Source organism: Candidatus Eisenbacteria bacterium (assembly GCA_016235265.1).
Lineage (GTDB): Bacteria > Eisenbacteria > RBG-16-71-46 > RBG-16-71-46 > JACRLI01 > JACRLI01.
The window spans coordinates 34,638-60,521 of sequence record JACRLI010000012.1 but is presented as its reverse complement, the minus strand read 5'-3'; the positions used below and the strand labels follow the sequence as shown (position 1 = coordinate 60,521).

Below are 25,884 nucleotides of genomic sequence, written 5' to 3'. Positions count from 1 at the left end.
GGTGGTGGACCGGCGGCTGGCTCCCGGGGGCGTGGTGGTGCTCAACTACGTGGGCTACCGGGAAGGTCCCCGCGGGCGGCCGCTGCGCTCGGTGGCGCGCACCATCGCCGCCACGTTTCCGTGGATCCGGGTGCTCCCCTGCGGCACCGCGGGGGAGTACGGCGGGAACATCCTGGTCGCGGGCCGGGCCCCGGTTTCCCTGGAGACCGGAGCGCGGCCCTTCGCCGTCTCGGCGGAGGTGGACAGCGAGCTGGCGGCCTCCAAGCCCCTAGCCCTGGCCGGTCCCTCGACGCTGCTCACCGACGACTACAACCCCCTGGACCTCTGGGCGCTCGCCGGCCACGAAGAGTGGCGCCGCGAGGCACTGGCCTGGATGCCCTGGGACGTCACCCTGGCGGAGTGACCCCCGGACACTTCCCGCGCGCGATTGCATCCAACAGCTAAGAATGGATTCCCGCGGCCGAGGCCTGTTCGAGCCGACCCAGCCGGTCGGGGTGGAAACGGTTACAATTTCGATTGGACTCGTAACTATTTGTACATAAACAAGTTGAAATCATGGACGGATGACTTTCTTGGTTCGGGGCTTGATTTTGAATGGTACCAAAGGCTACCATTCGGGTAGACTTTAGCGGTCATTCAGTACGCCTACGACAGGCAGATGTGCCCGCCCTGAGCCGACAATCAGGGCAGACGTTCCCAGGGAAATCGGTGGGCCCCTATCCCAGGGCGCGGCATGCGGGGAGCATGATCCCCGGCAGGCCAAGGGCGGCGCAGGGCGCGCCCCCACCCGCAAAGGAGTGAATTTGAGCCAGACCCTCGAACCCGGCAGTTATACGTCCCCCGAGCTGGGTCACAAGGAACTTCTCCGCTGGTACGGGCTGATGTTCACCGCCCGCCGCATCGACGAGCAGGCTCCCAACTATCTCAAGCTCGGCCTCGGCTGGTCCTACCATGCGCCCTGCTCGGGGCATGAGGGCATTCAGCTGGCGGCGGGCGTGGTGTTCCGGCCCCGCAGGGACTTCCTGTTCCCGTACTACCGGGACATGCAGCTGGCACTGGCGGCGGGCATCAGCGAGGAGGAGATCTTCCTCAACGGCATGAGCAAGCAGGCCGACGTGGCCTCCGGCGGCCGTCACATGAGCAACCACTTCGCCAAGCCGGAGCTGAACATCCAGAACGTCAGCAGCTGCACCGGCAATCACCTGCTGCACGCCGCGGGGCTGGGCCGCGCGGTGAAGCTCTACGACGACGACGCCATCGTCTACTGCAGCATGGGCGAGTCCGCGCTCAGCGAGGGGTACTGCTACGAGGCCCTGCTGGGGATCAGCCGCGAAAAGCTGCCGGTGATCCTGGTGGCGCAGGACAACGGCTATGGCATCTCCGTGCCCAAGCGCGACCAGTCCGCCAACGCCCGGATCGCCGAGAACTTCCGCGGGCTGCCCAATCTCGAGATCATCTACTGCGACGGCACCGATCCCGTGGACAGCCACAGGGCCATGCAGAAGGCCATCGCATTCGTGCGCGCGAAGAAGGGCGGGGCCATCGTGTACGCCGACTGCGTGCGCATCGGCGCCCACAGCAACTCGGACAACCACCTCCTGTACCGCGACGAGCGCGAGCTGGCGGCCGCGCACGCGCGCGACCCGCTGCCGCGCTTTCGCAGGCACCTGCTGGAGTCCGCGGGTATTCCCGTGTCGGAAGTGGAGCGGATCGAGGCCCAGGTGAAGACCGCCGTGGATGGCGCCGCCGAGCGGGCCCGCGCCGCTGCCGCGCCCGATCCCGCGGGCATCTTCGACTTCGTGCTGCCGCCCGCGGCCGACAGCCCCGGCTACCCCGACGGCACCAATCCCGCCGGCCTGGGCGAGAAGCGCACCTTCCGCGAGGCCATCAACGGGGTGCTCCACGACGAGTTCCGGCGCAACCCGCACACCTTCCTGTGGGGCCAGGACATGGCCAACAAGGAGAAGGAAGGCATCTTTCTGGTCACCAAGGGCATGCAGAAGGAGTTCGGGGCCCGGCGCGTGTTCAACGCGCCCCTGGCCGAGGACTTCATCGTCGGCACCGCCAACGGTTTCTCGCGTTACCGGAAGGACATCCGCGTGGTGGTGGAGGGCGCGGAGTTCGCCGACTACTTCTGGCCCGCCATGGAGCAGCTGATCGAGTGCACGCACGACTACTGGCGCAGCAACGGGCAGTTCGCGCCCAACATGGTGATCCGGCTGGCCTCCGGGGGCTACATCGGCGGCGGCCTGTACCACAGCCAGAATCTCGAGGGCACCTTCACCACGCTGCCCGGTGTGCGCGTGGTGATGCCGGCCTTCGCCGACGACGCCGCCGGCCTGCTGCGCACCGCGTTGCGCTCCGAGGGCCCGACGCTGTTCCTGGAGCCCAAGTTCCTGTACAACCAGCCCTTCACCCGCTGCCCCGTGCCGGAGGACTTCACCGTGCCGTTCGGCCGCGCCCGGGTGCGCCGCGAGGGCACCGACCTGAGCGTGGTGGCCTACGGCACCGTGGTTCACTTCGCCCTGGAAGCCGCGAAGAAGCTGGCCGGGGAGGGGGTGTCGGTGGAGGTGCTGGACCTGCGCTCGCTGCAGCCGCTGGACGAGGAAGCCGTGCTGACCACGGCCCGCAAGACCGGCCGGGTGCTGGTGGCCCACGAGGACAAGGTCTTCGGCGGCTTCGGGGGCGAGCTGGCCGCGCTGGTGGCCTCCCGCGCGTTCGAGTACCTGGACGCCCCGGTGGAGCGGGTCGGCTCGACCTTCACGCCCGTGGGCTTCAACCGGATCCTGGAAGCCGCCGTGCTGCCCTCGGAGGCGAAGCTGCTGCAGGCGATGCGAAAGGTGCTCTCGTACTAGCCGCCGGCGCGCGACGCCGGTTTCGCGGTCCCGGTTTTCCGGGCCGGAACCCGCTGCCACGGCGAAGTTTCCCGAATACCTGAGACTGGCCGCGCATCCAATCCCGTGACTGGCCGTGATCCCCGCGACGGACGCCGCCCCCGGCGGCGCCCCGTTCCCGGTCGCCCGCGCGCGCTGGCTTCTGCCGTCCGTGGCTGATCCCGGGCATGATCCAAGTCCCTAGCTGGTCCCGAGCGACGCGTACGGAGACGGCCTTGTTCCTGGCGAAGACCCCTGTTGTCCCCGTTGCCCCCGTTGCCCTTGCGGTCCTGGCTGCCGCGGTCCTGGCGGTCGGCTGCTCGCGCACCCCCGGGCCGGGGCTGGCGCGTGGCACGCAGATCTACGACACCTGCGTGCCCTGCCACGGGCCCCGCGGCCTCGGCAACCCCACCATCGGCGCTCCCGAGATCGCAGGCCTCCCGAAGTGGTACCTGGTGGCCCAGCTGGGCAAGTTCAAAGGCGGCCTCCGCGGCACGCATCCCGACGATGCGGAGGGCGCGCGCATGCGCCCCATGGCCCGCTCGCTGTACCGGCCGGGCGACCTGGAGTCCGTGGCCCAGTACGTGGAGACGCTCCGGCCTGCCCGCCCCGCCGCCAGCCTGGCGGGAGGCAACGTCGCAGCGGGCCAGGCGCGCTTCAACGCGGTGTGCATCGCCTGCCACGGTGCCGCGGCCGCCGGCAACCAGGCGCTGGGGGCGCCGCCGCTGAACCGCCAGGCCGACTGGTACATGTTCAGCCAGCTCTCCAAATTCCGCAGCGGGCTGCGCGGCGCGCACCCGCAGGACGCGACCGGCATGCAGATGGCCGCGATGGCGAAGTCGCTGCCCGACACCACGGCGATGAAGGACGTGATCGCCTACATCCGCACCCTCCAGCCGTAACGTGGGAGACTTCCAGATGGCGAAGGCGACCGAGGAGCGCGACGACGACTGGGGCGACTGGCTGGGTGGGAAGACGTTTCTCTGGACGTTGATTGGCGCGGGGCTGTTCGCGGCCGCCGTGTTCCTGTTCATTCTCTGAAGCCCGGGACCCGCCCATGATCGAGCACTACATTCCGAGCCTCTCGACCTACTCCAGCGACGTGGACCAGCTGGTGTGGCTGGTCACGATCCTGGTGGGCTTCTGGTTCGTGGCCGCCGAGGTGATGTTCTTCTGGCTGATCTGGCGTTTCCGCGCCCGGGCCGGCGTGGCGGCGCAGTACGTGACCGGCAAGGAGAAGCGGCTCAAGCGCTGGATCAACGTCCCGCACACGCTGATCCTGGTGTGCGACGTGCTCATCATCGTGGCCGCCATCCGCGTCTGGTACAAGGTGAAGCAGACGCTCCCGCCGGCCGACGAGACGGTGCGCGTGATCAGCCAGCAGTGGACCTGGACGTTCCAGCAGCCCGGTCCCGACGGCCGGCTCGACACCCCGGACGACATCTTCTCGGCCGACACGCTGCACGTGCCCGTGAACCGGACGGTGCACTTCCAGCTGGAGTCGAAGGACGTGCTGCACAGCTTCTTCGTGCCGGTGTTCCGGCTGAAGCAGGATGCCGTGCCCGGGCGCGTGATCACCGGCTGGTTCCGGGCCACCCGCACCGGGGTCCACGACATCCGCTGCTCGCAGATCTGCGGCGTGGCGCACGGGATCATGAGCGCCGAGATCGAGATCCAGTCGCAGGAGCAGCATGCCGCGTGGATGCGCTCCCACGCCGGCACGCCCATCGGGGCGTTCCATGCCGGCGCCGGGGGCGCCGCGCCCGCTCCTGCCGGCACGACCACCGCGGACGCGCCGCGGGCCGCGCTGGCGGCCGCCGCCGCGGCCGCCGACACCAGGAACTGACGGGGAGACGATGGCCAGCCACGCAATCGAAGCGGCCCACGGGGCCGGGCACGCCGCCCACCACGGGGAGTCCTTCTTCCGGAAGTACCTGTGGTCCACGGACCACAAGACCATCGCCTTCCAGTACATGTTCACCGGCATGGCGATGGCCCTGCTGGGCGCCTTCTTCGCCTACGTGTTCCGCATGCAGCTGGCCTTCCCCGGAAACGCGGTGCCCTTCTTCGGGCACGTCTCGCCGGGCAAGTACAACGCGCTGGTGACCAATCACGGCAGCATCATGATCTTCTGGGTGGCCATGCCGGTGCTGATCGCGGGCTTCGGCAACTACCTGATCCCGTTGATGTGCGGCTGCGACGACATGGTCTTCCCCCGGATCAACCGCCTCAGCTACCAGGTGTTCCTGCTCAGCGCGCTGGTGCTGCTGGCGTCCCTGTTCATGCCGGACGGTGGTTTCGGCGGCGCGTGGACGGCCTACCCGCCGCTGTCGGCGTCCGCCAAGTACAACCTGACCCCGCAGGGGGCCAGCATGTGGGTCATCGCGGTGGCGCTGGAGTTCGTGGCGTTCCTGCTGGGGGGGATCAACTTCATCGTCACCGCCATGAATGCCCGCGCCCCCGGCATGAAGGCCTTCGACGTGCCGCTGGTGGTGTGGATGATCGTGGTGGCCACGCTGCTGTTCATGGCCTCGGTGGGCCCGCTGATCGCCGGCGCGGTGATGCTGCTGTTCGACCAGTTGCTGGGCACGGGGTTCTTCAATCCCACGCGCGGGGGCGACCCCATCCTGTGGCAGCACCTGTTCTGGTTCTTCGGCCACCCCGAGGTGTACGTGGTGCTGCTGCCGGCGATGGGGATCGTGGCCGAGGTGATCACCGTGTTCTCGCGCAAGAAGATGTTCGCCTACAAGACGGTCATCTACACGGTCATCGCCACCGGGATCCTGAGTTTCTTCGTGTGGGCCCACCACCAGTTCGTGGCCGGGATCGACCCGCGCATGGCCAACGTGTTCACCGTGACCACGGTGCTGATCTCCATCCCGATCGCCGAAATGTGCTTCCTGTACATCGCCACGCTCTACGGCGGCTCCATCCGGTTTGCGACCCCGATGCTGTGGGCGCTGGGCTTCCTGGCGGAGTTCCTGATCGGCGGCGCGACGGGGATCTACCTGGGTGCCAGCGGCGCGGACATCTTCTTCCACGACACCTACTTCGTGATCGCCCACTTCCACTACACGTTCTTCCCCATCGCGATCATCGCGGTGTTCGCGGGGATCACATTCTGGTTCCCGAAGATGTTCGGGCGGATGATGAACGAGACCCTGGGCAAGATCCATTTCTGGGGCACCATCATCCCGTTCAACTTCATCTTCATCCCGATGTTCATGGTGGGGCTCAACGGCGAGCACCGGCGCATCTACGACTACACCCACTTCCCGGAGCTGGCCACGCCCGCCATGCAGGCGTTGCGCACCACCTCGACCATCGCGCTGGTGGTGATGCTGCTGTTCCAGTTCATCTTCATCTACAACTTCCTGGTGAGCATGCGCCGCGGAAGGAAGGCCGGCGCCAACCCCTGGAAGTCGAACACGCTGGAGTGGAGCGCGGAGTCGCCGCCGCCGCACGGCAACTGGGCGGAGCTGCCCGTCTGCCACCGCGGTCCGTACGAGTACAGCGTCCCGGGCCGGGAGAAGGACTACTGGCCCCAGCACGAGAAGGCCTGAGGAGAGAGCCCAAGTGAGCGCGAAGACGATCGCCGCCACCCGGAGCGCCATGGGGATGCCCACCGGCCGGCTGGCCGTGTGGTGGGTGCTGGTATCGGAGATCGTGGTGTTCGGGGGCGTGCTGGTCTCCTACATCATGAACCGGCTCGGTCACGTCGAGTGGGCGGAGCAGGCATCGCATACCAACACCTGGGCGGGCGCGTTCAACACGCTGGTGCTGCTGAGCTCCAGCCTGTCCGCGGTGCTGGCGCACCAGGCGGCGGAGCGGCGGGACGGCCCGCGCGCGGCGCGCCTGCTGCGGCTCACCATCCTGGGCGGGCTGGTGTTCCTGGTGGTGAAGTCGTTCGAGTGGGCCCACGAGATCCGCGAGGGCTTCACCATCCAGTCCGGCGGGTTCTGGTCGTACTACTACACCGCCGCCGGGCTGCACGCATTCCACGTGATCGCCGGCATGGCCCTGATGGGGTGGGTGGCGGCATCGGCTGCGAGGAACCAGGACCTGCACCGCGTCGAAAACGTGGGCATCTACTGGCACTTCGTGGACGTGGTGTGGATCTTCCTGTTCCCGCTGCTGTACATCGCGAAGTAGGAGGGAGACGGGCATGTCGTCGCATGTGGAGACGCGCCGGGCCGGGGACGGGGAGGAAGACCGCGCCCGCCACGGCCAGGAGCCGCACGCGGGCCCCGCGGGGGCGCACCCCACCAACTACGTGAAGGTCTGGGCGCTGCTGGTGGGGCTGCTGGTGGTCAGCGTGATCGGGCCCATGACCGGGATCCGGGTGGTGATGCTGATCGCCGCCTTCGGCGTGGCGCTGGTGAAGGCCTACATCGTGGCCCGGAAGTTCATGCACCTCGACGTGCAGAAGCCCGTGGTCCACTGGGCGCTGGGGATCGCGCTGGTGTTCATGGTGCTGCTGTTCGCCGGGGTGGCCCCGGACGCCATGAAGCACAGCGGCCAGCACTGGCACAAGACGTACGTGGCGCCGGCCGCCGGCGCGGGCGGGGAAGCCCATGGCCAGCGCGGCCACTGAGCGCCTGGGCGCGCCACCGGCCCCGCGCCGCGGCTTCACCAGCCATGGCGTGTTCGGCATGGCGCTGTTCGTATTCTCCGAGGTGATGCTCTTCACCGCGTTCATCAGCGCGTTCCTGATCGTGCGCGGCGGCACCGCCCCCGGGGCGTGGCCCCCCGCGGGCCAGCCGCGGCTGCCTTTCGCGCAGACCGCGGTGCACACGCTGGCGCTGCTGGCGAGCGGGGTGGCGCTGTGGCTCGCGGCCCGCTCCGGCGGGCGTCGCGCCACGGTGGCGTCGGGCGGCCCGATGCTGGCGGCGCTGGCGCTGGGCGCGTACTTCGTGGCGGCGCAGGGCGTGGAATGGGCGGCGCTGCTGCGCGAAGGCCTGACGCTCACCTCCAGCCAGGCCGGCGCCTTCTTCTACGTGATCGTGGGCGCGCACGCGCTGCACGCGCTGGCGGCGCTCGCGGCGCTGGCGCTCTGCTGGGCCCGCCTGCGCGCCGGAAGGCTCACTCCGGGCGTGTTCGGGGCCACGCGGCTGTTCTGGAACTTCGTGGTGCTGATGTGGCCGGTCCTCTACCTGGTGGTGTACCGGTGAGGCGGGGGATCTGCGGGCTGACCGTGCCGGCCGCGGCCGTGGGACTGCCCGGCCTCGCGCGCGCCTGCGCGGTGTGCGGCGCGGGCGCCGGTCCCGGGCAGGCTGCATTCTTCTGGACCACCGTGCTGCTCTCGCTGCTGCCCCTGGCGATGCTGGCCGCGGGCCTGCTCTACCTGCGCCGCGCCGTCCGCCGGCACCTGCCGGACGAGTTCGCGGACCCGGACGAGGCGCGCTTCACTCCTCCCGCACCGGCACCCTGACCCTCCGCACCTTCTCCTTCGCGAAGTACAGCCTCACGTCGAGCGTGTCGCCCGCGGTCAGCGGCTTCGCGAGGCCCACCAGCATGACGTGGTCTCCGCCGGGCCGGAAATCCACCGGCACGCCCGCCGGCAGCGGCACCGCATCCACCCGGACCATGGACATCTCCCCGCCCGCCTCCCGCAGCGTCCGGTGCAACTGCGCGGCCGCGGCCACGCCGGGCTCCACGCTCACCGCGCGCAGCGTGTCTCCCTCGTCGGAACGCAACGCCAGGTACACGGCGGCGGCGGTCGCGCCCGCGGGCGTGGCGCGGGCCCACGGGCCCGACACCTCCGGACCGGCTTCCGCGGGCCTGCCCGCCTGCTCGCCCAGCAGCACCCGGATGTCGTGCGCCAGGTCGGCGGGTTTCGTGCCGAACTCCCACACCACCACCACGCGCCCGCCCGAATCCACAAGGTAGCTGCTGGCGGTGTGGCTCACGTCCACCTGCCCGCCCGGCTGGCGGGTCACGCTGGACGTGGCTCCGAAGACCGTCTCCGCGAGGGCCAGCTGTTCCTGGGTCTCCGGGACCAGCGCGTGGGCGCTGTCCACGAAGGACGCCAGGTAGCGCGCGAGGACGTCGCCGGAATCGCGCGCCGCGTCCACCGTCACCATGGCCACTTCCACGCGCGCCGCGTCGCCACCCAGCATGGCCAGGGCCTTGCGCAGGCTGCCCAGCGTGGCGGGGCAAATGTCGGGGCAGGTGGCGTAGCCGAAGAACACGTACAGCACGTGCCCGGGGGAGGCCCGGAAGGCGAAGGGCCGTGCGGGGGCGCTGCCGCGCCGCTCCTGCACGCTGACGTGGCCCACGAACCCGCCCTGCGCGGGGCGCGAGCCCTTGAGCTGGGAGCCGCCCCGCGGCCCGCAGCCAGGGAGAGCCGCCGCCGCCATCAGTGCGAGCGCGACCGAAACGGGCATCCATCGCGCCCGCCCCACGCGCCTCCCGACCCGCCCGATCACCCCGCGATCCTCCGGGCGAGGCGCACCAGCATCTCCACGCCGATCTGCATGGCGCGCTCGTCCACGTCGAAGCGCGGGTGGTGGTGCCCGTACACGAGATTCCGCTCCGCGTTGCGCGAGCCCACCGCGAAGAAGCATCCGGGCACACGCTGCAGGAACGATGAGAAGTCCTCGCCGCCCATGGTGCGCACGTCGTCGCGCACGTTGCCGGCCCCCACGACCTCCACCGCCACCTCCCGCGCCAGCGCCGCCATGGCGGGATCATTCACGGTGGGCTGGTGGGTGCGGTTGTAGGTGATCTCCGCCTCGCAGCCCATCGCCGCGGCCACGCCCTTCACCACGCGTTCGAAGTGCCCGGGAAGCGCGGCCCACAGGCCGGTGTCCATCACCCGCACCGTCCCGTTCATCCACGCGGTTTCGGGCACGATGTTGAAGGCCGAGCCGGCGCGCAGCTGCGTCACGCTCACCACCGCACCCAGGAAGGGATCGGTGTTGCGGCTGACCACGGACTGCAGCGCCGTGATCGCCTGCGCCGCCGCCAGCACCGGGTCGCGCCCCAGGTGCGGCGCGGCGGCGTGGCAGCCCACGCCCCGGAAGGTGACGCTGAATTCGTCCACGGCGGCCATGAACGGCCCCGGCGTGACGGCCACGATGCCGTAGTCGAGATCCTGCCACACGTGGTAGCCGAACGCGGCCTCGGGCGCGGGGCCCTCGAGCACGCCGTCGCGGATCATCTCGTTCGCCCCGGAGAAGCCCTCCTCGGCCGGCTGGAAGCAGAGTTTCACGGTGCCCTTGAGGCCGGGCTCCCCGCGCTTCAGGGCGCGCGCCGCCGCCAGCAGCGAGGCGGTGTGGCAGTCGTGTCCACAGGCGTGCATCCGCCCGTCGTGGACCGAGCGGTAGGGAACGTCGTTCTCCTCCTGGATCGGCAGCGCGTCCATGTCCGCCCGGAGCAGCACCGTGCGGCCTGCGTCGCCGGCCGAGGCGCCGCGCCCCACCAGCCCCACGATGCCGGTGCGTGCCAGGCCGGTCCGGTGCGGCACGCCGATCTCACCCAGCCGTTTCGAGACCACACCGGAAGTGCGGACTTCCTCGAACGCAGTCTCGGGATGGCGATGGAGGTCGCGGCGGGTGGCGACGAGTTCCTCGATGTCGGCCGGGGTGAGGGTGCGGATGTCCGGGCTCACGGGCTTGTTCTCCTGGGTGAATGGGACGGTCCTGGCCATGGAATCCGGGGAAACAGGCGGCCGGGCGCCCCGGGCGCGCGCGTCCCATTTTGCGGCATCCGCGGCCGGGGCGCCACACGCGTCGCGGAGTGTGCCCCGGGGCGTCTTGGAGCGGGTCGCCCGGCGTTCCGGGGGCGGGTGGGGGGGCCGGGACCGGCCGCACGGGAATGCGCCTCCGGGGGCGCATCCCCTCGTGCTTTCATGAACTATTGATGTTTCATTGCACCATTGCCGATGAAGCGGGTGAGAACTTGACCTGTCTCGCGGCCGTTGCTGCCACCCACCCCGGAGCGGGGTATGCGACATTTCCGGCGGCCGCCCCTGGAGGGACCATGACGGGTGAGCAGATCTGCCTCCAACTGGACACGTTTGTGGCCTCCGGCGCCGAGTTTCACGACGTCCTGGAAGCGGCCGTGCGCCTGCTCCACGAATCCGACAGCCGCTTTCACTGGACCGGCATCTACGAGCTGTTCCCCGACCAGGTGCTGAGGCTGGGCCCGTTCATCGGCGCGCCCACCGACCACTGCTTCATCGCGGTGGGCCGGGGGGTGTGCGGGACGGCCGTGGCCGAGGGGCGGAACATGAACATCCCCGACGTGCGCCGGCAGGAAAACTACCTGGCGTGCAGCAGCGAGACGCGCTCCGAGCTCGTGGTGCTGATCCGGAGCGGCGAGTGGATCCACGCGCAGGTGGACATTGACAGCCACGAGGTGGACGCCTTCGGCCCCGAGGCCGTGGCCCGCGTGGAGCGCGTCGCCGACTGGCTGGCGATCCTGTACAGCCGCCAGGGCATGGAAAAGGAGCGCTGATCCCGGAATGACTCCGACCCCGCCGACCTCCGGCGCCCCCGCGGGCATGCAAGACGCGCTGGGCGCCTTCCTGGGAGCGGCATCCCTGGCGGAGGGCGCGCGCGCGCTGGCGCGGCTCCTGAGCGAGACCTCGGGGCTGCCCGTGGCGCTGGCGCTCCCCGGCGAGGAGGGTTCCGCCGGCGTGGACTCCTACGGCAGCGACTCCGGGCTTCCTTCCGAGTGCGCCTTCGACCGCCTTGCGCGCCTGGCCGAGTGGGCCCTGCAGGGCTACGAGGACATGGGCCTGCTGCGCGACGGGCTGGGCGAGGACGCGGGCGACGCCGCCGTGGCCGCCGTGCCGCTGCTGGAGCAGGGCGTGGCCGTGGCGGCCGTGGCGTTGCCGCGGCAACAGCGGGCCGCGCTTCCTGGCGGCCCGGAATCGCTCGCGTGGCTCGGTCACATCGTGGCCACCCGGCGGGACCGCGGCCGCGCCGCCGCGGACGCCACGGCCACGGAGCGTCAGCACCAGCGCCGCTTCCGGACCATGGACGCACAGCTGCGCCTGCTGGACCGCGAGCGCCAGAAGTTCCAGGCGTTGGTGAAGCGTTCGGACGCGGCGGTGATGGTGCTGGGCTCCGACCTCAAGATCCGCTGGGTCAACCGGGAGATGGGCCGCATCCACCTCGGGGACGCCCGGCCCGAGAGCGAGCTTCACGGGAGCGTCTGTTGCGACGTGTGCCGGCAGGGCAACGGCAGCTGCACGGAGTGCCCGGTCCGCGCGGCCCTGGGCGGCGCGCCGATCGCGCACGGCGAGTTCAAGCGGGTCATCAACGGCGTGCCCCGCCAGCTCTACGTCACCGCCCAGCCCATCCGCGGGCCCGAGGGTGGCGTGGAGGAGGTCCTGGTGACCATGCAGGACCTGACCGGCCTGGACATCCTGCGCCGCTCCGAGGCCCGCATGCGGCAGCTATTCGATGGCAGCGTGGACTCCATCCTCATGGTGGAGCCGAGCACCCTGCGCATCGTCCTGGCCAACGCCACCGCGTGCCGCACCCTCTCCGCCGGGGAGGACCTGGGCGCCCTGGGTCTCGACGCGCTGTTCTCCGTTCCCGAGCTGGGCCGCGTGCGCGCCTACCTGGACGCGCTGCTGGCCGGACGCCCGGCGGGCGGGGCGGACTTCGAGGTCCGGGCCCCCCGGGGGCCCATCCTGTGCAACGTCGTGGCCACGCCCTTCGACCTGGATGGCACGGAGGTGCTCATGGTGCAGATGCGGGATGTGACCGCCGTGCGGCGCCTGGAGCGGGAGCTCGTCCACGCGGACCGGTTGGCGAGCCTGGGGACCATGAGTGCCGGCATAGCCCACGAGTTCAAGAACCGGCTGGCACCGCTGCGCGGGCTGGCGCAGCTGGTGGCCTCCGGCGCCGGGGATCCCGACCGGGTGGAACGCTATGTTCCGCGCCTGCTCGAGGAGCTGGACCGCCTCGCCCGGCTGGTGCGCGACGTGCTCGACGCCGCGCGCCCGCAGGAGGCGCGGCGGGAGCGCTGCGACCTGCGCAGCCTGGTGCTGGGGCACGTGGAGGAATTCCGTCACGAGTGTGCCGACGCGCTGCACGCCCAGGGTGTGCGGGTGCTCGACTCGGTCGAGGGGGAGAGGCCGGAAGTGGTGGCCGTGGATGCCGAGCAGCTGCGGGTGGTGTTCCAGAACCTGCTCAAGAACGCCCTGGAAGCCTGCCCCGAGGGCGGCGAGATCCGGGTGGAAGTGAAGGCGGAGGGCGGCAGGGTGACGGCGACAGTCGCGGACACCGGCTGCGGCATGGACGCGCGCGTGCGCGAGCGCATCCTCGAGCCGTTCTTCACCACCAAGGGCGCCCGGGGCACGGGGCTGGGAATGTGCATCGTGAAGTCCCTGGTGGAGGCCAATGACGGGGTGCTGGAGATCCACAGCGAGCCGGGCCGGGGCACCGAGATCAGCGTCACGCTGGGCGAGGTGGGGACATCCGGGAACCGATCCCCCGGGCTGCAGACGTCCGGGGACGAGGAACGACGCGAGGAAGCCGCGTGAAGGGTGCGATCCTGGTCGTGGACGACGAACCGGGAATCCGGTTCGTGTACGAGGAATACCTGGGTGACCTGGGCTTCGAGGTTCACGCGGTGGGCGACGGTGTGTCCGCCCTGCGTGAGGCCGAGGCTTGCCGGCCGGTCCTGGCTCTCGTGGACATGAACCTGCCGGACATGGGCGGACTGGAAGTGATCCGAAGGCTGCGCGAGACCCACAGCGGGATGGCCGTGGTGGTGATCAGCGCCAACCCGCCCGAGCGGCACCTCGCCGAGCTGGCGAGCCTGCGCGTGGACGGGGCGCTGGAGAAACCCGTGGAACTGGAGCAGCTCGGAGAGGTGGCGCGGCGCTTCGCCGCCTGATGCGGCCGGCCTCGCCGGCCTGGAACGCCCGGCCATGGCCTGCCGGGAATCGCATTCAGGATGCGCCGCAGGCGCGCCGATCATACCCATGGAACGCCCCCACGATTCCGGGTAGTCCGCCGCGCTCGCGCCGGACCAGCCCGGCCCAGGAGCAAGCATGCCTTCGCAGAACCTCTCCAAGGAGGAGCTGATCCAGCGGGTAGGGGAGCTTCCGCCCCTGCCGCAGACGCTCATGCGGGTGTGGCAGGTCGTGGACAATCCCGCGGCGGATTCGCACACCCTGGCCCAGGCGGTGTCCGCGGACCCGCCCCTGGTGGCCAACCTGCTCCGGATCGCGAACTCCGCCACCTACGGCCGCATGCGCTCCGTGAACTCGATCTCCGACGCCATCACCCTCCTCGGGTTCAACGTGATCAAGAAGATGTGCATGGGCATCATGGTGCACGTCGGCCTGCTCTCGCAGGACAAGGGGACCTCCAACTTCGATCGCGTGCTCTTCTGGCGCCACTGTGTCGGCACGGGGCTCACGGCCGAGATCCTGGCCGAGATGCTCCATCTGCCGCTCGCGCCCACGACATTCTCCCACGGGCTGCTGCACGACCTGGGGCTCCTGGTGCTCGATCGGCACCTGTCCCACGAGCTGGAGGAAATCCTGGGGGTGTACGAGGCGACCGAGGGGGACTGCACCCTTTTCGAGATCGAGCAGGAGCTCCTGGGCCTGAACCACGCCCAGCTGGGAGCCGAGCTGGCGCTGCAGTGGGGCTTTCCGCAGAGCCTGGTGGATGTCGCGGCGAACCACCACCACCCGCGCATCACCGCCGACACGACGATGGAGTGCATCGTGCACCTGGCCTGCGCCATGACCGACCAGCAGCAGCTGTGCCGCTGCGACCAGGCCGAAGCGGTGTTCGAGGACGCCCGGCGCTTCCTGGGGCTGGGCCACGGGCAGCTGCACGAGGCCCGCGAGACCATGAGCCGGCGCCTCATGCCTCTGGCCGAGGCATTCTCGATCTGAGCCGCCGGGGCGCCCCTGCGCCAGCCAGTTGACCCGCTGTTCTCGAGGCCCCGGGGTCGCCACCCCGGGGCCTCGCCTCGTCCGCGCATCCTGGTTTGACCGGTGCCGTCCCCCGTGGCACAGTCTCCGTCCGGACCCCGCCCGTTCGCCCGCCGACCGCGCTCCCGACCGCGCTTCCGGCCCGACTGATTTCCGAAAGGGGATTTCAGGATGCGTTTCCGTGCCCTGCCGAGCCGCCTGCTCCTGTGTGCCTTTGCCTGCGCGTTCGCATGGGGCCTCGCCCCGGCCGCGCCCGCCGGCTCCGCTCCCGCCACAGCTTCGCCGGAGGTTCCCGCCGCCGCCCCGGGATCCGCCGCGCGGGGGCTCGACCCGGCCAACCTCGACCCGTCGGTCTCCCCGGCGGCGGACTTCAACCTCTACGCCAACGGCAGCTGGATGAAGCGCACCCGGTTGCCGGCCTCGTACGGCCGGTACGGCGGGTTCACCGAGCTGGCCGACCGCAACCAGGCGGTCCTGCACCGCCTGCTGGAGGAGATCCTCGCGGATGCGAATGCCGCCCCGGGGAGCGAGCGATGGAAGCTGGCGGCGTTCCACGGCGCGTGCATGGACTCCCAGCTGGCCGACTCGCTGGGCGCCGCCCCGCTGCGGCCGCGGCTGGAGCGCATCGCGGCGCTGAAGGAGAAGGCGGACCTTCCGCGGCTGGCGGCGGAGCTGCACGTGGACGGCGTGGGCGCGCTCTTCCGCTTCGGGGCCGCCTCCGACCAGCGCAACAGCTCGATGACCCTGGCACAATTGGGCCAGGGTGGCCTGGGCCTGCCGGACCGCGACGCCTACTTCAAGACCGACACCGCCGCGGTGCGCATCCGCACGGAATACGTGGCGCACCTGGCGCGCACCCTGCAGCTGCTGGGGGATCCCGGGGCCGAGGCCGGGGACGCCGCGTCGCGGGTGATGGCCGTGGAGACGGCGATCGCCGCGATTTCGAAGAACCGCGTCCAGCTGCGGGACCCGCGGGGCAACTACCACAAGATGAAGGTGGCTGAGCTGCAGGCCCTCACGCCGGATTTCAAGTGGGCGGACTACTTCGAGCAGGCCGGCCTCCCGAAGTTCGACGAGCTGAACGTCGCGCAGCCCGAGTTCCTCACCGCCGTGGGGCGGCTGATGGACAGCATCCCCCTGGCGGACTGGAAGGCCTACCTGCGCAGCCACGCGGTGCAGGATGCGGCCCCGCTGCTCAGCTCGGCCTTCGTGGAGGAGAACTTCCGCTTCGAGCGGCTGCTGAGCGGGGCCCCGGAGATGCAGCCCCGCTGGAAGCGCTGCCTGCGCCTGACCGACGCCGCGCTTGGTGACGCCCTGGGCCAGGAGTACGTGGCCCGCCACTTCACTCCTGCGGCCCGCGCGCGCGCCCTGGAGATGGTGCACAACCTGGAGGCCGCGCTGGAGGCGCGCATCCGGAAGCTGCCGTGGATGAGCGACTCCACCCGCATCCAGGCGCTCGGCAAGCTGCACGCCTTCGGCGAGAAGGTGGGCTACGCCGAGAAGTGGAAGGACTACACCTCCCTGAAGCTGGAGCGGCGCGAGTTGCTGCTCAACAGCATCCGCGCGCAGCAGTTCGAGTACCGGCGCCGTACGGCCCGCATCGGCGGGCCCGTGGACCGCACCGAGTGGGGCATGACGCCGGCCACGGTGAACGCCTACTACAGCCCCACGAACAACGAGATCGTGTTTCCCGCGGGCATCCTGCAGCCGCCGTTCTTCGACCCCGAAGCCGACGATGCGGTGAACTATGGCGGCATGGGCGCGGTGATCGGGCACGAGATGACCCACGGCTTCGACGATCGCGGCCGCCAGTTCGACGCGCAGGGAAATCTCCGTGACTGGTGGACCCCGGCGGACGCCGAGCAGTACAAGGCGCGCGCGGCGAAGATCATCGACCAGTTCTCGGAGTTCGTGGCCATCGACACGCTGCACGTCAACGGGCGGCTCACCACGGGCGAGAACATCGCCGACCTGGGCGGGCTCACGGTGGCCTACGAAGCGCTGCAGCGCGCGCTGGCAGGCCAGCCGCGCCCGGCGCCCATCGGCGGGTTCACTCCCGAACAGCGGTTCTTCCTGTCGTGGGCGCAGATCTGGCGCACCCTGATCCGGCCCGAGGCGCTGCGCAACCAGGTGCTCACCGACCCGCATTCCCCCGGGAACTTCCGCATCAACGGGCCGCTGGCGAACATGCCGGAATTCCACAAGGCCTTCGGCGTGAAGCCGGGTGATGCCATGTACCGGCCGGATACGCTGCGCGTGGAGATCTGGTAGGGCCGGCGCAGGAACGGAGCGGGGAGAACATGGGACGCCTGCTGCTGGTGGGCCTGGGTGGCGCGCTGGGCTCGATGGCGCGCTACCTTGTGGGCGGCCTCGTCGGGCGCATGCGCGGCGGAGCGTCGTTTCCCTTCGAGACACTGTTGGTGAACGTGACCGGCTGCCTGGTGATCGGGCTGCTGGCCGGGCTGGCCGAATCGCGGGGGCTATTCTCGGGAGCCACCCGCGCTTTCCTGTTCATCGGCGTGCTGGGCGGGTTCACCACCTTCTCCACGTTCGGTTACGAGACGTTCCAGCTGGCGCGCGGGGGCGAGGGAGTGGCGGCCCTCGCCTCCGTGGCGCTGCACCTGGTCCTGGGCCTCGGCGCGGTCTGGGCCGGCTTCGCGCTGGCGCGCGCCGCGTGAGGGAGCGGACATGATGCTGCCCGAACAGGGTCACCTGCTGCGCATCTTCATCGGCGAGAGCGACCGGCACGAAGGTCACCCGCTGCACGAGTGGCTGGTGCGGGCCGCGCGCGAGCGGGGCCTGGCCGGGGCCACCGTGATCCGCGGGATCGCGGGCTTCGGCGCCCACAGCCGGCTGCACACTTCCAAGATCCTGCGCCTGTCCGAGGACCTGCCCATCGTGGTGGAGATCGTGGACACCGAGGAGAAGATCGAGGCGTTCCTGCCGGTGGTGGACGGGGCCATCCGGGAGGGGCTGGCCACGGTGGAAAAGGTGAACGTGAGGCTGTACCGCAGCGGGAGCAAGCCGGGGGCCTGAGGGAGTCCCCGTTCGGCCGCACCCCGGGGCTGCCCCGGGCATCCAAGAAGTGATACGCTTCACTCGTTCGTTGGCCGCAACTCGTGAAGTCGCAGGGACGCCTCGCCGCCCCTGCCTCCGCCCGCACCGGGCAGGACGGGTCCATGCAGCCGACGGCACAGGGAAGTGAGTCCGCGTTTGACGCCCACATCCGTGACCACCTCCACGTCGAGCCCCGCGACTGGATGCCCGACTCGTACCGCTCGCAGCTCATCCGCCTCATCTCCCAGCACGCCCACTCCGAGATCGTCGGGATGCTCCCCGAGGGCAATTGGATCACGCGCGCGCCCTCGCTGCGGCGCAAGATCGGGCTCCTGGCGAAGGTGCAGGACGAGGCCGGGCATGGCCTGTACCTCTACTGCGCGGCCGAGACGCTGGGCATCAGCCGCGAGGAGATGTTCGAGCAGCTCCTGGCGGGCCGGGCGAAGTACTCCAACATCTTCAGCTACCCCACGCTCTCCTGGGCCGACATCGGCGTGATCGGCTGGCTCGTGGACGGGGCCGCGATCCTGAACCAGACCACCATGGCGAAATGCTCCTACGGCCCGTACGCGCGCAGCCTGCTGCGCATCTGCCGGGAGGAGAATTTCCACAAGCGCCAGGGCATGGAGATGGTGGCGGCGCTGGTGCGGGGCACGCCCGCGCAGCAGGCCATGGCCCAGGAGTCCCTCGGGCGGTGGTGGTGGCCAACCCTGATGATGTTCGGGCCCCCCGATTCCGACTCGCCGAACTCCGCCGACCTGATGAAGTGGCGCGTCAAGCTGCGCACCAACGACGAACTGCGCCAGAGATTCGTGGACATGACCGTGCCGCAGGCCCTGGCCTTCGGGCTCACCATCCCGGATCCGAAGCTGCGCTTCGACTCCGACACCGGCCACTGGGTGACCGGCGAAATCGACTGGGAGGAATTCCGCCTGGTGATCCAGGGGTTCGGCCCCTGCAGCGCCGAGCGGCTGGAGGCACGGCGGCGCGCGCACGCGGAGGGGGCGTGGGTGCGCGAGGCCGCGCTCGCGCACGAAGCCAGGCGCGGAAGGAGGGAGGTCGCCACCCCATGAGCATCGAGGAAGCGAAGCCCACGCACGACCAGGGGGACCTGTGGGAGGTGTTCCTGCAGGAGGACGGCCAGCCGCACGTCCACGCCGGCAGCCTGCGCGCCCCGGACGCCGAGATGGCGCTGCAGAACGCGCGTGACGTTTACGCGCGGCGCGGCGCCGTGACCGGCCTGTGGGTGGTCCGCACGGCCGACATCGCCGCCACGGAGCCCGCGGACCGCGCGGCCCTCTTCGACGGGCCGCGCACGAAGGCATACCGCCACGCGCATTTCTATCCTCTGCCCGGCGGGATGAAGGAACCATGAGCCGCGAACTGCCCGCCGCCCGCGCGACGATCGTGGAGCTGCTGCTGCGCCTGGCGGACGACCGGCTGGTCCTGGGCCACCGGCTCTCGGAGTGGTGCGGGCGGGCCCCGCTGCCCGAGGAGGACATCGCGGTGGCCAACATCGCCCTGGACTGCCTCGGCCACGCCTCGATGCTGCTGGAGGAGGCCGGCCGGGTGGAGGGCCAGGGACGGGACGCGGACCGCCTCGCCTTCTGGAGGGAGCCGTACGAGTTCCGCAACTGCCTGTTGGTGGAGCAGCCCAACGGCGATTTCGCCCATACCATGGTCCGCCAGTTCCTGGTGGACGTGCACGCGGACCTGCTGTACGGCGGGCTCGAGGCCAGCTCGTTCCCCCCGCTCGCCGCGATCGCGGCCAAGGCGCACAAGGAGATCCTTTACCACGGGCGGCACAGCGGCGCATGGGTGCTGCGCCTGGGCGACGGCACGCCCGAGAGCCGTGCGCGCACCCAGGCCGCGGTGGACGCCCTGTGGGCGTACACCGACGAGCTGTTCGCGGTGGACGAGGCGGCGGAAGCCGCGGCCGCGGCCGGAGTGGCCCCGGTTCCTTCGCGCTTGCGGCAGGAGTGGCGCATGCGGGTGGAGGCGCACCTCCGGGAGGCCACCCTGCGCGTCCCGGAGGCGCGGCCGCGCGTGCCGTTCCGCGGCCGCGCCGGGCGGCACACCGAGTCCCTGGGTCACCTGCTGACCGTGATGCAGTCCGTGCCCCGCGCACACCCCGGCGCGGCGTGGTGAGCCCCGTGGACGCGCCGTGCGACGAGACCCGGGTGCGCGAGATCCTGGGCACGGTAGCCGACCCGGAGATTCCCGCGCTCTCCGTCGTGGAACTTGGGCTGGTCCGCGCGGTCCGATGGACGGGGGAGTTCTTCGAGATCGACATCACCCCCACCTACTCGGGCTGCCCGGCCGTGGCCATGATCGAAGAGGAAATCGCCGCGGCCATGAGCGCGGCGGGGGTGCCCGCGGTGGTCCGGCGCGTGCTCGCGCCCGCCTGGACCACCGACTGGCTCTCGGCGGAGGCCCGCAGGAAGCTGACCGGGGCCGGCATCGCCCCTCCCGGGCGCGTCATCCCCGGGTGGGAGCGGGACCCGGTCGCGTGTCCCCATTGCGGTTCATCCGAAACCGAGTTGGTTTCCGCGTTCGGGTCCACCGCCTGCAAGGCGCTGCACCGGTGCCGGGGTTGCGGATCGCCGTTCGACCACTTCAAGCCGCTGTGACCCCGGAGGGGAAGCCATCCACCTCATGACCGAAGACACCGTATGACCGAAGACTTCGTGCTGCGCGCCGATTCCGGCGCAGTCGCCGTGCTGACCTTGAACCGGCCCGCCGTGCGCAACTGCTTCGACCGGCGCATGGCGCTGCGCCTGCAGGAGCATCTGGCCGCGTGCGCGGCCGACACGCGCGTGCGCGCCGTGGTGCTCACCGGGGCCGGTCCCGGCTTCTGCGCGGGCCAGGACCTCAACGAGTTCATGGCCTGCCCGGAACCAGGGCGGATCCGGGCCACCGTGGAAGCCTGCTACAACCCCACTATCCGCGCGATCCGGGACCTGGAACGGCCGGTGGTGTGCGCGATGAACGGCACCGCCGCGGGGGCCGGCGCCAACCTGGCCCTGGCGTGCGATTTCGTGATCGCCGCCGAGAGCGCGTGCTTCATCCAGTCGTTCACGAAGATCGGCCTGGTGCCCGACAGCGGCGGCTCCTTCTTCCTGCCCCGACTCGTGGGAATGGCCCGGGCCACCGAGCTGATCCTGCTCGGGGACAAGCTGCCCGCCGCGGAGGCGGCCCGCTGGGGGCTGATCCACCGCGCGGTGCCCGACCCCGACCTGATGGAGGCGGCCATGGCGCTCGCGCGGCGCCTGGCCGGCATGCCCACCCGCGCGCTGGGCATGTCCAAGCGGCTGATCAACGCGGGTGTCGTCAACCCGCTGGACGCGCAACTCGACCTGGAGCGCGACGTGCAGGCGGAAGCCGGCGGCACGGCAGACTTCCGCGAGGGCGTGGCGGCCTTCCTCGAGAAGCGCCCGCCGCGTTTCGAGGGGCGCTGATGGCCGGCCTGGAGGCGCGGGACGGGCTCCTGGGCGTGGTCGGAGCGGGAACCATGGGCGCGGGCATCGCGCAGGTGGCCGCCGGCGCGCGCTGGCACGTGGTGCTGGTGGATGCCCGCCCCGGCGCCGCGGAAGCGGCGGTGGGGCGCGTGGCCGCGGCGCTGGCCCGGCTGGTGGAGAAGGGCCGGCTGATTCCTGCCCAGCGCGACGAACGGCTCTCCCGGCTGCGCCCCGCCCGCGGGCTCGGGGAGCTGGCCCCGGCCGCGCTGGTGATCGAGGCCATCCACGAGGACCTGTCAGCGAAGCGGGCGGTGGTGGCCGAACTGGGCGCGCTGCTGTCCGACCCGGCGGTGATCGCCACCAACACCTCATCCCTCTCGGTCACCGCCATCGCCGCCGCAGCCCGGCTGCCTGCCCGCGCGCTCGGGATTCACTTCTTCAACCCGGCCCCGCTCATGGAAGTGGTGGAAGTGGTCCCGGCGCTGCAGACGGAGCCCGGCGTGGTCCAGGAATGCGTGGAACTGCTGCGCGCCTGGGGCAAGGACCCGGTGGTGGTGCGCGACACGCCGGGCTTCCTGGTGAACCGGGTCGCCCGGCCGTTCTACGGCGAGGCGCTGCGGCTGGTAGAGGAGGGCCTCGCCACCCCGGAGGAGGTGGACGCGGCCATGAAGACCGAGGCCGGCTTTCGCATGGGCCCGTTCGAATTGATGGACCTGATCGGCAACGACGTGAACTTCGCGGTGACCGAGTCCATCTTCCGCGGCACGGGCTTCGACCGGCGCTACCTGCCCTCGGCGCTGCAGCAGCGGCACGTGGAGGCCGGCTACCTGGGCCGCAAGTGCGGCCGGGGGTTCTACACGTACCCGCCGGGGCCGGTTGCCCCGGTCCGCGTGGACCCGGAGCGCGCGCGGTGGATCGCGCGGCGGGTCCTGGCCCTGCTCATCAACGAGGCGGCCGAGGCGCTGCGAACGCGCCTGGCGTTGGCGGACGACATCGAGAGGGCCATGACCGGGGCGTCCCACTACCCGAAGGGCCTGCTCCACTGGGCCGACGAGCTGGGTGCGTCGGAAGTCGTGGTCACGCTGGAGGAGCTGTTCGGCACATATGGCGACATGCGCTACCGGCCCTCCCCGTTGCTGAGCTCCATGGCCCGCAAGGGCACGAAGTTCTTCCCGGCGGATGTGCCGGGCGCCCGTGAAGGCGCACGCGCCGCGCGCCCCGCCGCGCGGACGGCGAAGCCGTGAGAGACGCCTTCCTGGTCGCAGGCGTGCGCACGCCGATCGGAAAGTACGGCGGCGCCCTGGCTTCCGTGCGCGCGGATGACCTGGCCGCGCTGGTGCTGCGCGCCGCGCTGGCCGCCGTGCCGTCCGTGCCCCCCGCCGAGATTGACGACGTGGTGCTGGGCTGCGCCAACCAGGCCGGCGAGGACAACCGCAACGTGGCGCGCATGGCGCTGCTGCTCGCGGGCCTCCCGGCCTCGGTGCCCGGCATGACCGTCAACCGGTTGTGCGCCTCCGGGATGAACGCGGCCACCCACGCCGCGGCCATGATCCAGTCCGGCCACGGGGACCTGTTTCTGGCCGGCGGGGTGGAGCACATGACCCGCGCGCCCTACGTGATGGCCAAGCCCACGGAGGCGTTCGACCGGCGGCCGGAAGTGGCGGACAGCACGCTGGGGTGGCGCTTCGTCAATCCCGCGATGCGCGAGGCGCACGGCGTGGATTCCATGGGGGAGACGGCCGAGAACGTGGCCGAACGCTGGCACATCCCGCGCGCGGACCAGGACCACTTCGCCGCGTGGTCCCAGCGAAAGGCGGCCGCGGCCCAGGCCTCCGGACGGCTGCGCGCGGAGATCGTCCCGGTGGAAGTCCGCGGGAGAGGCGGCGCGCGCGTGGCGGACACCGACGAGTTCCCGCGCCCCGACACCACCCCGGAGAAGCTGGCGCTGTTGCGCCCGGCGTTCCGCGCCAACGGCACGGTCACGGCCGGCAACTCCTCCGGCGTGAACGACGGTGCGTGCGCCCTGGTGGTGGCCTCGGGCGAGGCGGTGAAGCGCCACGGGCTGAGGCCCCTCGCGCGGGTGGTGAGCTTCGCCACGGCGGGCGTGGAGCCGCGGTACATGGGCATGGGGCCCGTCCCGGCCACCCGGAGCGTGCTCGAGGCCGCCGGGTTGAAGATGGGTGCCATGGACGTGATCGAGATCAACGAGGCATTCGCGGCGCAGTCGCTGGCCTGCGCCCGCGAGCTGGGGCTGGCCGACGACGACCCGCGGGTCAATCCCAACGGCGGCGCGATCGCGCTGGGACACCCCCTGGGGATGTCCGGGGCACGCCTGCTGCTGACCGCCGCGATCGAGCTGCAGTCGCGTTCCCTGCGCCACGCCCTGTGCACCCTGTGCGTGGGAGTGGGGCAGGGCATGGCCACCGTGCTGGAGCGCGCGTAGGGGTCGGCGTCCGACGGCCCGGAACCACCTGGAGACACGATGATCGAGGTTCGAAGCTACTCGGCGGGGAAGTGGGCGGTGGGGAGCGGCCCGCAGGCGCTGCTGCTCAGCGCGGTCACCGGCGAGCCGGTGGCGGAGGTCCGCTCCGGCGGCTTCGACGCCGCCGCGATGGTTCGCCACGCCCGGGGGGCGGGGGCGGCCGCGCTGCGGGCGCTCACGTTCCACCAGCGGGCGCTGCTCATCAAGGACCTGGCCACCTACCTGGGCGCGCGCAAGGAGGAGTACTACCGCGTTTCCAGCCACACCGGCGCCACGAAGCAGGACAAGTGGATGGACGTGGACGGCGGCTTCGGAACGCTGTTCACCTTCTCCAGCAAGGCGCGGCGGGAGCTGCCCAACGACACCGTGCTCACGGACGGGCCCGCGGAGGCGCTGTCGAAGCGCGGGACGTTCGTGGGGCGGCACGTGTACGTGCCGCGGCGCGGCGTGGCGGTGCAGGTGAATGCCTTCAACTTTCCGGTGTGGGGCATGCTGGAGAAGCTCGCGCCCGCGTTCATCGCGGGCGTGCCGACCATCGTGAAGCCCGCCACGGTGACCTCGTACGTGGCGCAGCGCGTGGCGGAGGACATCGTGGCCTCGGGCCTGCTGCCGCCCGGGACGTTCCAGTTCATCGGCGGCGGCGCCGCGGCCCTCGTCGCGCACCTGGAATTCGGGGACTCGATCAGCTTCACCGGCTCGGCCTCCACCGCCGCGCTGCTGCGGGACGATCCCGCGGTGCGGGCACGCGGCGTGCACCTCACCACCGAGACCGATTCGCTCAACAGCTGCATCCTGGGGCCGGATGTGCGGCCCGGCGACGAGGAGTTCGGTCTCTTCGTGGAGGAGATCGCGCGCGAGATGACCATCAAGTCCGGGCAGCGCTGCACCGCGATCCGGAGGTGCCTGGTCCCCGCGGCGCTGGTGACCGAGGCGGTCGGCGCACTCCGGGAGCGGCTGGGACGGATCGTCACCGGCGACCCCGGGATCGGGGGCGTGCACATGGGCCCGCTGGTGAGCGTGGGACAGCGCGACGAGGTGGTGGGGCGCGTGGCCGAACTGGAGCACAGCTGCGAGCGCGTGGCGGTCGCCTCCGAGACGCGCGACGGCGGCCGGGCCGGAGGGGCATACTTCACCCCGGCGCTGATGCTCGCGCGGCGGCCGCGCGAGAACCGGGCGGTGCACGAGGTCGAGGCCTTCGGGCCGGTCACCTCGGTGCTCGGCTACTCCGACACCGACGACCTGGTGGACCTGGTGACGCGCGGCGGGGGCAGCCTGGTGTCCACGGTGGTCACCAACGACGACCGGGTGGCCCGCGAGATCGTGCTGGGCATCGCGCCCAGCCACGGTCGCCTGCACCTGCTGAACCGGCGCTGCGCCGCGGAGTCCACGGGGCACGGCTCGCCGCTGCCGCACCTCGTGCACGGCGGCCCGGGCCGTGCCGGCGGCGGCGAGGAACTGGGCGGCATCCGCGGCATCCAGCAGTACATGCAGCGGACCGCGTTGCAGGGCTCGCCCACGACGCTGGGCGGCGTGTACCACGAGTACATGCGCGGCGGGGAGACGCACGACGACGTGGTGCATCCGTTCGCGAAGCACCTCGAGGATCTCCGTGTCGGCGACTCGCTCCTCACGCACCGGCGCACCGTCACCGAGGCGGACCTCGTGAACTTCGCGGGCGTGAGCGGTGATTTCTTCTACGCACACATGGACGACGGCGCGGCGAAGGACTCCCTGTTCGGCAAGCGCGTGGCGCACGGCTACTTCGTGCTGTCCGCCGCGGCCGGGCTGTTCGTGCGCCCCGGGCCGGGCCCGGTGCTGGCCAACTACGGGCTGGAGGGCCTGCGCTTCACGAAGCCGGTGGCCCCCGGCGACACCATCCAGGCGCGGCTCACCTGCAAGGCGGTCCGCCCCAAGGAGCGCGAGGATCACGGGGTGGTGGAGTGGGACGTGGTGGTGCGCAACCAGGCCGACGAGGAGGTGGCCGTGTACACGCTTCTGACGCTGGTGCGCAAGCGGCCTGCCGCCGTGGTGCCGGAATGAGCGGGCGGCGGGGCCGGACCGGGCGGAGTGACGGTGCCGGGACGAGCGAGCCCGCGGCGGCAA

At 71.1% G+C, this 25,884-nt stretch carries 26 protein-coding genes; 24 read left to right on the top strand and 2 right to left on the bottom strand.

The genetic code is table 11. The features are described 5' to 3' along the window. The 9 genes from HZB25_06360 to HZB25_06320 all read left to right on the top strand — a co-directional run. Window positions 1-403, top strand: a 403-nt coding sequence (locus HZB25_06360; GenBank protein MBI5836847.1) for a hypothetical protein, incomplete at its 5' end; no start/stop codon positions are given. Window positions 404-881: 478 nt separating this feature from the next. Further along, window positions 882-2,855, top strand: a complete 1,974-nt coding sequence (locus HZB25_06355) for a 2-oxoisovalerate dehydrogenase (protein ID MBI5836846.1) — start codon at window positions 882-884, stop codon at window positions 2,853-2,855. A 254-nt stretch (window positions 2,856-3,109) separates the two neighbouring features. After that, window positions 3,110-3,775, top strand: coding sequence for a c-type cytochrome (locus tag HZB25_06350; protein MBI5836845.1), 666 nt, complete (start codon window positions 3,110-3,112; stop codon window positions 3,773-3,775). Between the two features lie 155 nt (window positions 3,776-3,930). Then, window positions 3,931-4,719: a cytochrome C oxidase subunit II gene (locus HZB25_06345; GenBank protein ID MBI5836844.1), complete on the top strand. Its 789-nt coding sequence runs from the start codon at window positions 3,931-3,933 to the stop codon at window positions 4,717-4,719. A 10-nt stretch (window positions 4,720-4,729) separates the two neighbouring features. Further along, complete coding sequence (locus tag HZB25_06340; GenBank protein MBI5836843.1) at window positions 4,730-6,436, top strand: cbb3-type cytochrome c oxidase subunit I; 1,707 nt, start codon at window positions 4,730-4,732, stop codon at window positions 6,434-6,436. A 13-nt stretch (window positions 6,437-6,449) separates the two neighbouring features. Beyond that, entirely contained in the window at window positions 6,450-7,025 is a 576-nt protein-coding gene (locus HZB25_06335; protein MBI5836842.1) for a cytochrome c oxidase subunit 3, read from the top strand. Window positions 7,026-7,038: 13 nt separating this feature from the next. Beyond that, the gene (locus tag HZB25_06330; GenBank protein ID MBI5836841.1) at window positions 7,039-7,467 is read left to right on the top strand and encodes a cytochrome C oxidase subunit IV family protein; all 429 of its coding nucleotides are present in this window, start codon (window positions 7,039-7,041) and stop codon (window positions 7,465-7,467) included. Further along, the gene (locus HZB25_06325) at window positions 7,448-8,044 is read left to right on the top strand and encodes a heme-copper oxidase subunit III (protein ID MBI5836840.1); all 597 of its coding nucleotides are present in this window, start codon (window positions 7,448-7,450) and stop codon (window positions 8,042-8,044) included. The genes HZB25_06330 and HZB25_06325 overlap by 20 nt, the downstream gene beginning before the upstream one ends. Beyond that, window positions 8,041-8,304 (top strand): hypothetical protein, encoded by a 264-nt coding sequence (locus HZB25_06320; protein ID MBI5836839.1) that lies wholly within the window; start codon window positions 8,041-8,043, stop codon window positions 8,302-8,304. Before HZB25_06325 ends, HZB25_06320 begins: the two co-directional genes overlap by 4 nt. Here HZB25_06320 and HZB25_06315 read toward each other — a convergent pair. Further along, complete coding sequence (locus HZB25_06315) at window positions 8,279-9,259, bottom strand: copper chaperone PCu(A)C (protein ID MBI5836838.1); 981 nt, start codon at window positions 9,257-9,259, stop codon at window positions 8,279-8,281. The genes HZB25_06320 and HZB25_06315 overlap by 26 nt on opposite strands. Window positions 9,260-9,297: 38 nt before the next feature. Continuing rightward, the gene (locus tag HZB25_06310; GenBank protein ID MBI5836837.1) at window positions 9,298-10,485 is read right to left on the bottom strand and encodes an amidohydrolase; all 1,188 of its coding nucleotides are present in this window, start codon (window positions 10,483-10,485) and stop codon (window positions 9,298-9,300) included. 371 nt (window positions 10,486-10,856) lie between these two features. Here HZB25_06310 and HZB25_06305 point away from each other — a divergent pair, with 371 nt between their 5' ends. The 15 genes from HZB25_06305 (at window position 10,857) to paaZ (ending at window position 25,821) form a co-directional block, all read left to right on the top strand. After that, complete coding sequence (locus tag HZB25_06305; protein ID MBI5836836.1) at window positions 10,857-11,333, top strand: GAF domain-containing protein; 477 nt, start codon at window positions 10,857-10,859, stop codon at window positions 11,331-11,333. A 7-nt stretch (window positions 11,334-11,340) separates the two neighbouring features. Then, entirely contained in the window at window positions 11,341-13,374 is a 2,034-nt protein-coding gene (locus HZB25_06300; protein MBI5836835.1) for a PAS domain-containing protein, read from the top strand. Beyond that, window positions 13,371-13,730 (top strand): response regulator, encoded by a 360-nt coding sequence (locus tag HZB25_06295; GenBank protein MBI5836834.1) that lies wholly within the window; start codon window positions 13,371-13,373, stop codon window positions 13,728-13,730. The genes HZB25_06300 and HZB25_06295 overlap by 4 nt, the downstream gene beginning before the upstream one ends. Window positions 13,731-13,887: 157 nt before the next feature. Beyond that, window positions 13,888-14,745 carry an HDOD domain-containing protein gene (locus tag HZB25_06290; GenBank protein ID MBI5836833.1) on the top strand — a complete coding sequence of 286 codons (858 nt, stop codon included), beginning with the start codon at window positions 13,888-13,890 and terminating at the stop codon, window positions 14,743-14,745. Window positions 14,746-14,955: 210 nt separating this feature from the next. Beyond that, window positions 14,956-17,055 carry a M13 family metallopeptidase gene (locus HZB25_06285; GenBank protein ID MBI5836832.1) on the top strand — a complete coding sequence of 700 codons (2,100 nt, stop codon included), beginning with the start codon at window positions 14,956-14,958 and terminating at the stop codon, window positions 17,053-17,055. Between the two features lie 29 nt (window positions 17,056-17,084). Further along, window positions 17,085-17,462 carry a fluoride efflux transporter CrcB gene (gene crcB, locus HZB25_06280; protein MBI5836831.1) on the top strand — a complete coding sequence of 126 codons (378 nt, stop codon included), beginning with the start codon at window positions 17,085-17,087 and terminating at the stop codon, window positions 17,460-17,462. 10 nt (window positions 17,463-17,472) lie between these two features. After that, the gene (locus tag HZB25_06275) at window positions 17,473-17,820 is read left to right on the top strand and encodes a DUF190 domain-containing protein (protein ID MBI5836830.1); all 348 of its coding nucleotides are present in this window, start codon (window positions 17,473-17,475) and stop codon (window positions 17,818-17,820) included. A gap of 143 nt (window positions 17,821-17,963) precedes the next feature. Further along, window positions 17,964-18,914 carry a 1,2-phenylacetyl-CoA epoxidase subunit A gene (gene paaA / locus HZB25_06270; protein ID MBI5836829.1) on the top strand — a complete coding sequence of 317 codons (951 nt, stop codon included), beginning with the start codon at window positions 17,964-17,966 and terminating at the stop codon, window positions 18,912-18,914. Next, window positions 18,911-19,216 carry a 1,2-phenylacetyl-CoA epoxidase subunit B gene (gene paaB, locus HZB25_06265; protein MBI5836828.1) on the top strand — a complete coding sequence of 102 codons (306 nt, stop codon included), beginning with the start codon at window positions 18,911-18,913 and terminating at the stop codon, window positions 19,214-19,216. The genes paaA and paaB overlap by 4 nt, the downstream gene beginning before the upstream one ends. After that, the gene (gene paaC, locus HZB25_06260) at window positions 19,213-19,989 is read left to right on the top strand and encodes a phenylacetate-CoA oxygenase subunit PaaC (GenBank protein MBI5836827.1); all 777 of its coding nucleotides are present in this window, start codon (window positions 19,213-19,215) and stop codon (window positions 19,987-19,989) included. Before paaB ends, paaC begins: the two co-directional genes overlap by 4 nt. Continuing rightward, the gene (paaJ, locus tag HZB25_06255; protein MBI5836826.1) at window positions 19,983-20,471 is read left to right on the top strand and encodes a phenylacetate-CoA oxygenase subunit PaaJ; all 489 of its coding nucleotides are present in this window, start codon (window positions 19,983-19,985) and stop codon (window positions 20,469-20,471) included. Before paaC ends, paaJ begins: the two co-directional genes overlap by 7 nt. Before the next feature lie 42 nt (window positions 20,472-20,513). Next, on the top strand, window positions 20,514-21,299 hold the full coding sequence (locus tag HZB25_06250; GenBank protein MBI5836825.1) for a 2-(1,2-epoxy-1,2-dihydrophenyl)acetyl-CoA isomerase: 786 nt from the start codon (window positions 20,514-20,516) through the stop codon (window positions 21,297-21,299). After that, on the top strand, window positions 21,299-22,543 hold the full coding sequence (locus HZB25_06245) for a 3-hydroxybutyryl-CoA dehydrogenase (GenBank protein ID MBI5836824.1): 1,245 nt from the start codon (window positions 21,299-21,301) through the stop codon (window positions 22,541-22,543). Before HZB25_06250 ends, HZB25_06245 begins: the two co-directional genes overlap by 1 nt. Next, window positions 22,540-23,742: a 3-oxoadipyl-CoA thiolase gene (pcaF, locus tag HZB25_06240; protein MBI5836823.1), complete on the top strand. Its 1,203-nt coding sequence runs from the start codon at window positions 22,540-22,542 to the stop codon at window positions 23,740-23,742. Before HZB25_06245 ends, pcaF begins: the two co-directional genes overlap by 4 nt. A 42-nt stretch (window positions 23,743-23,784) precedes the next feature. Continuing rightward, on the top strand, window positions 23,785-25,821 hold the full coding sequence (gene paaZ / locus HZB25_06235; GenBank protein MBI5836822.1) for a phenylacetic acid degradation bifunctional protein PaaZ: 2,037 nt from the start codon (window positions 23,785-23,787) through the stop codon (window positions 25,819-25,821). The last annotated feature ends 63 nt before the right edge of the window (window positions 25,822-25,884 follow it).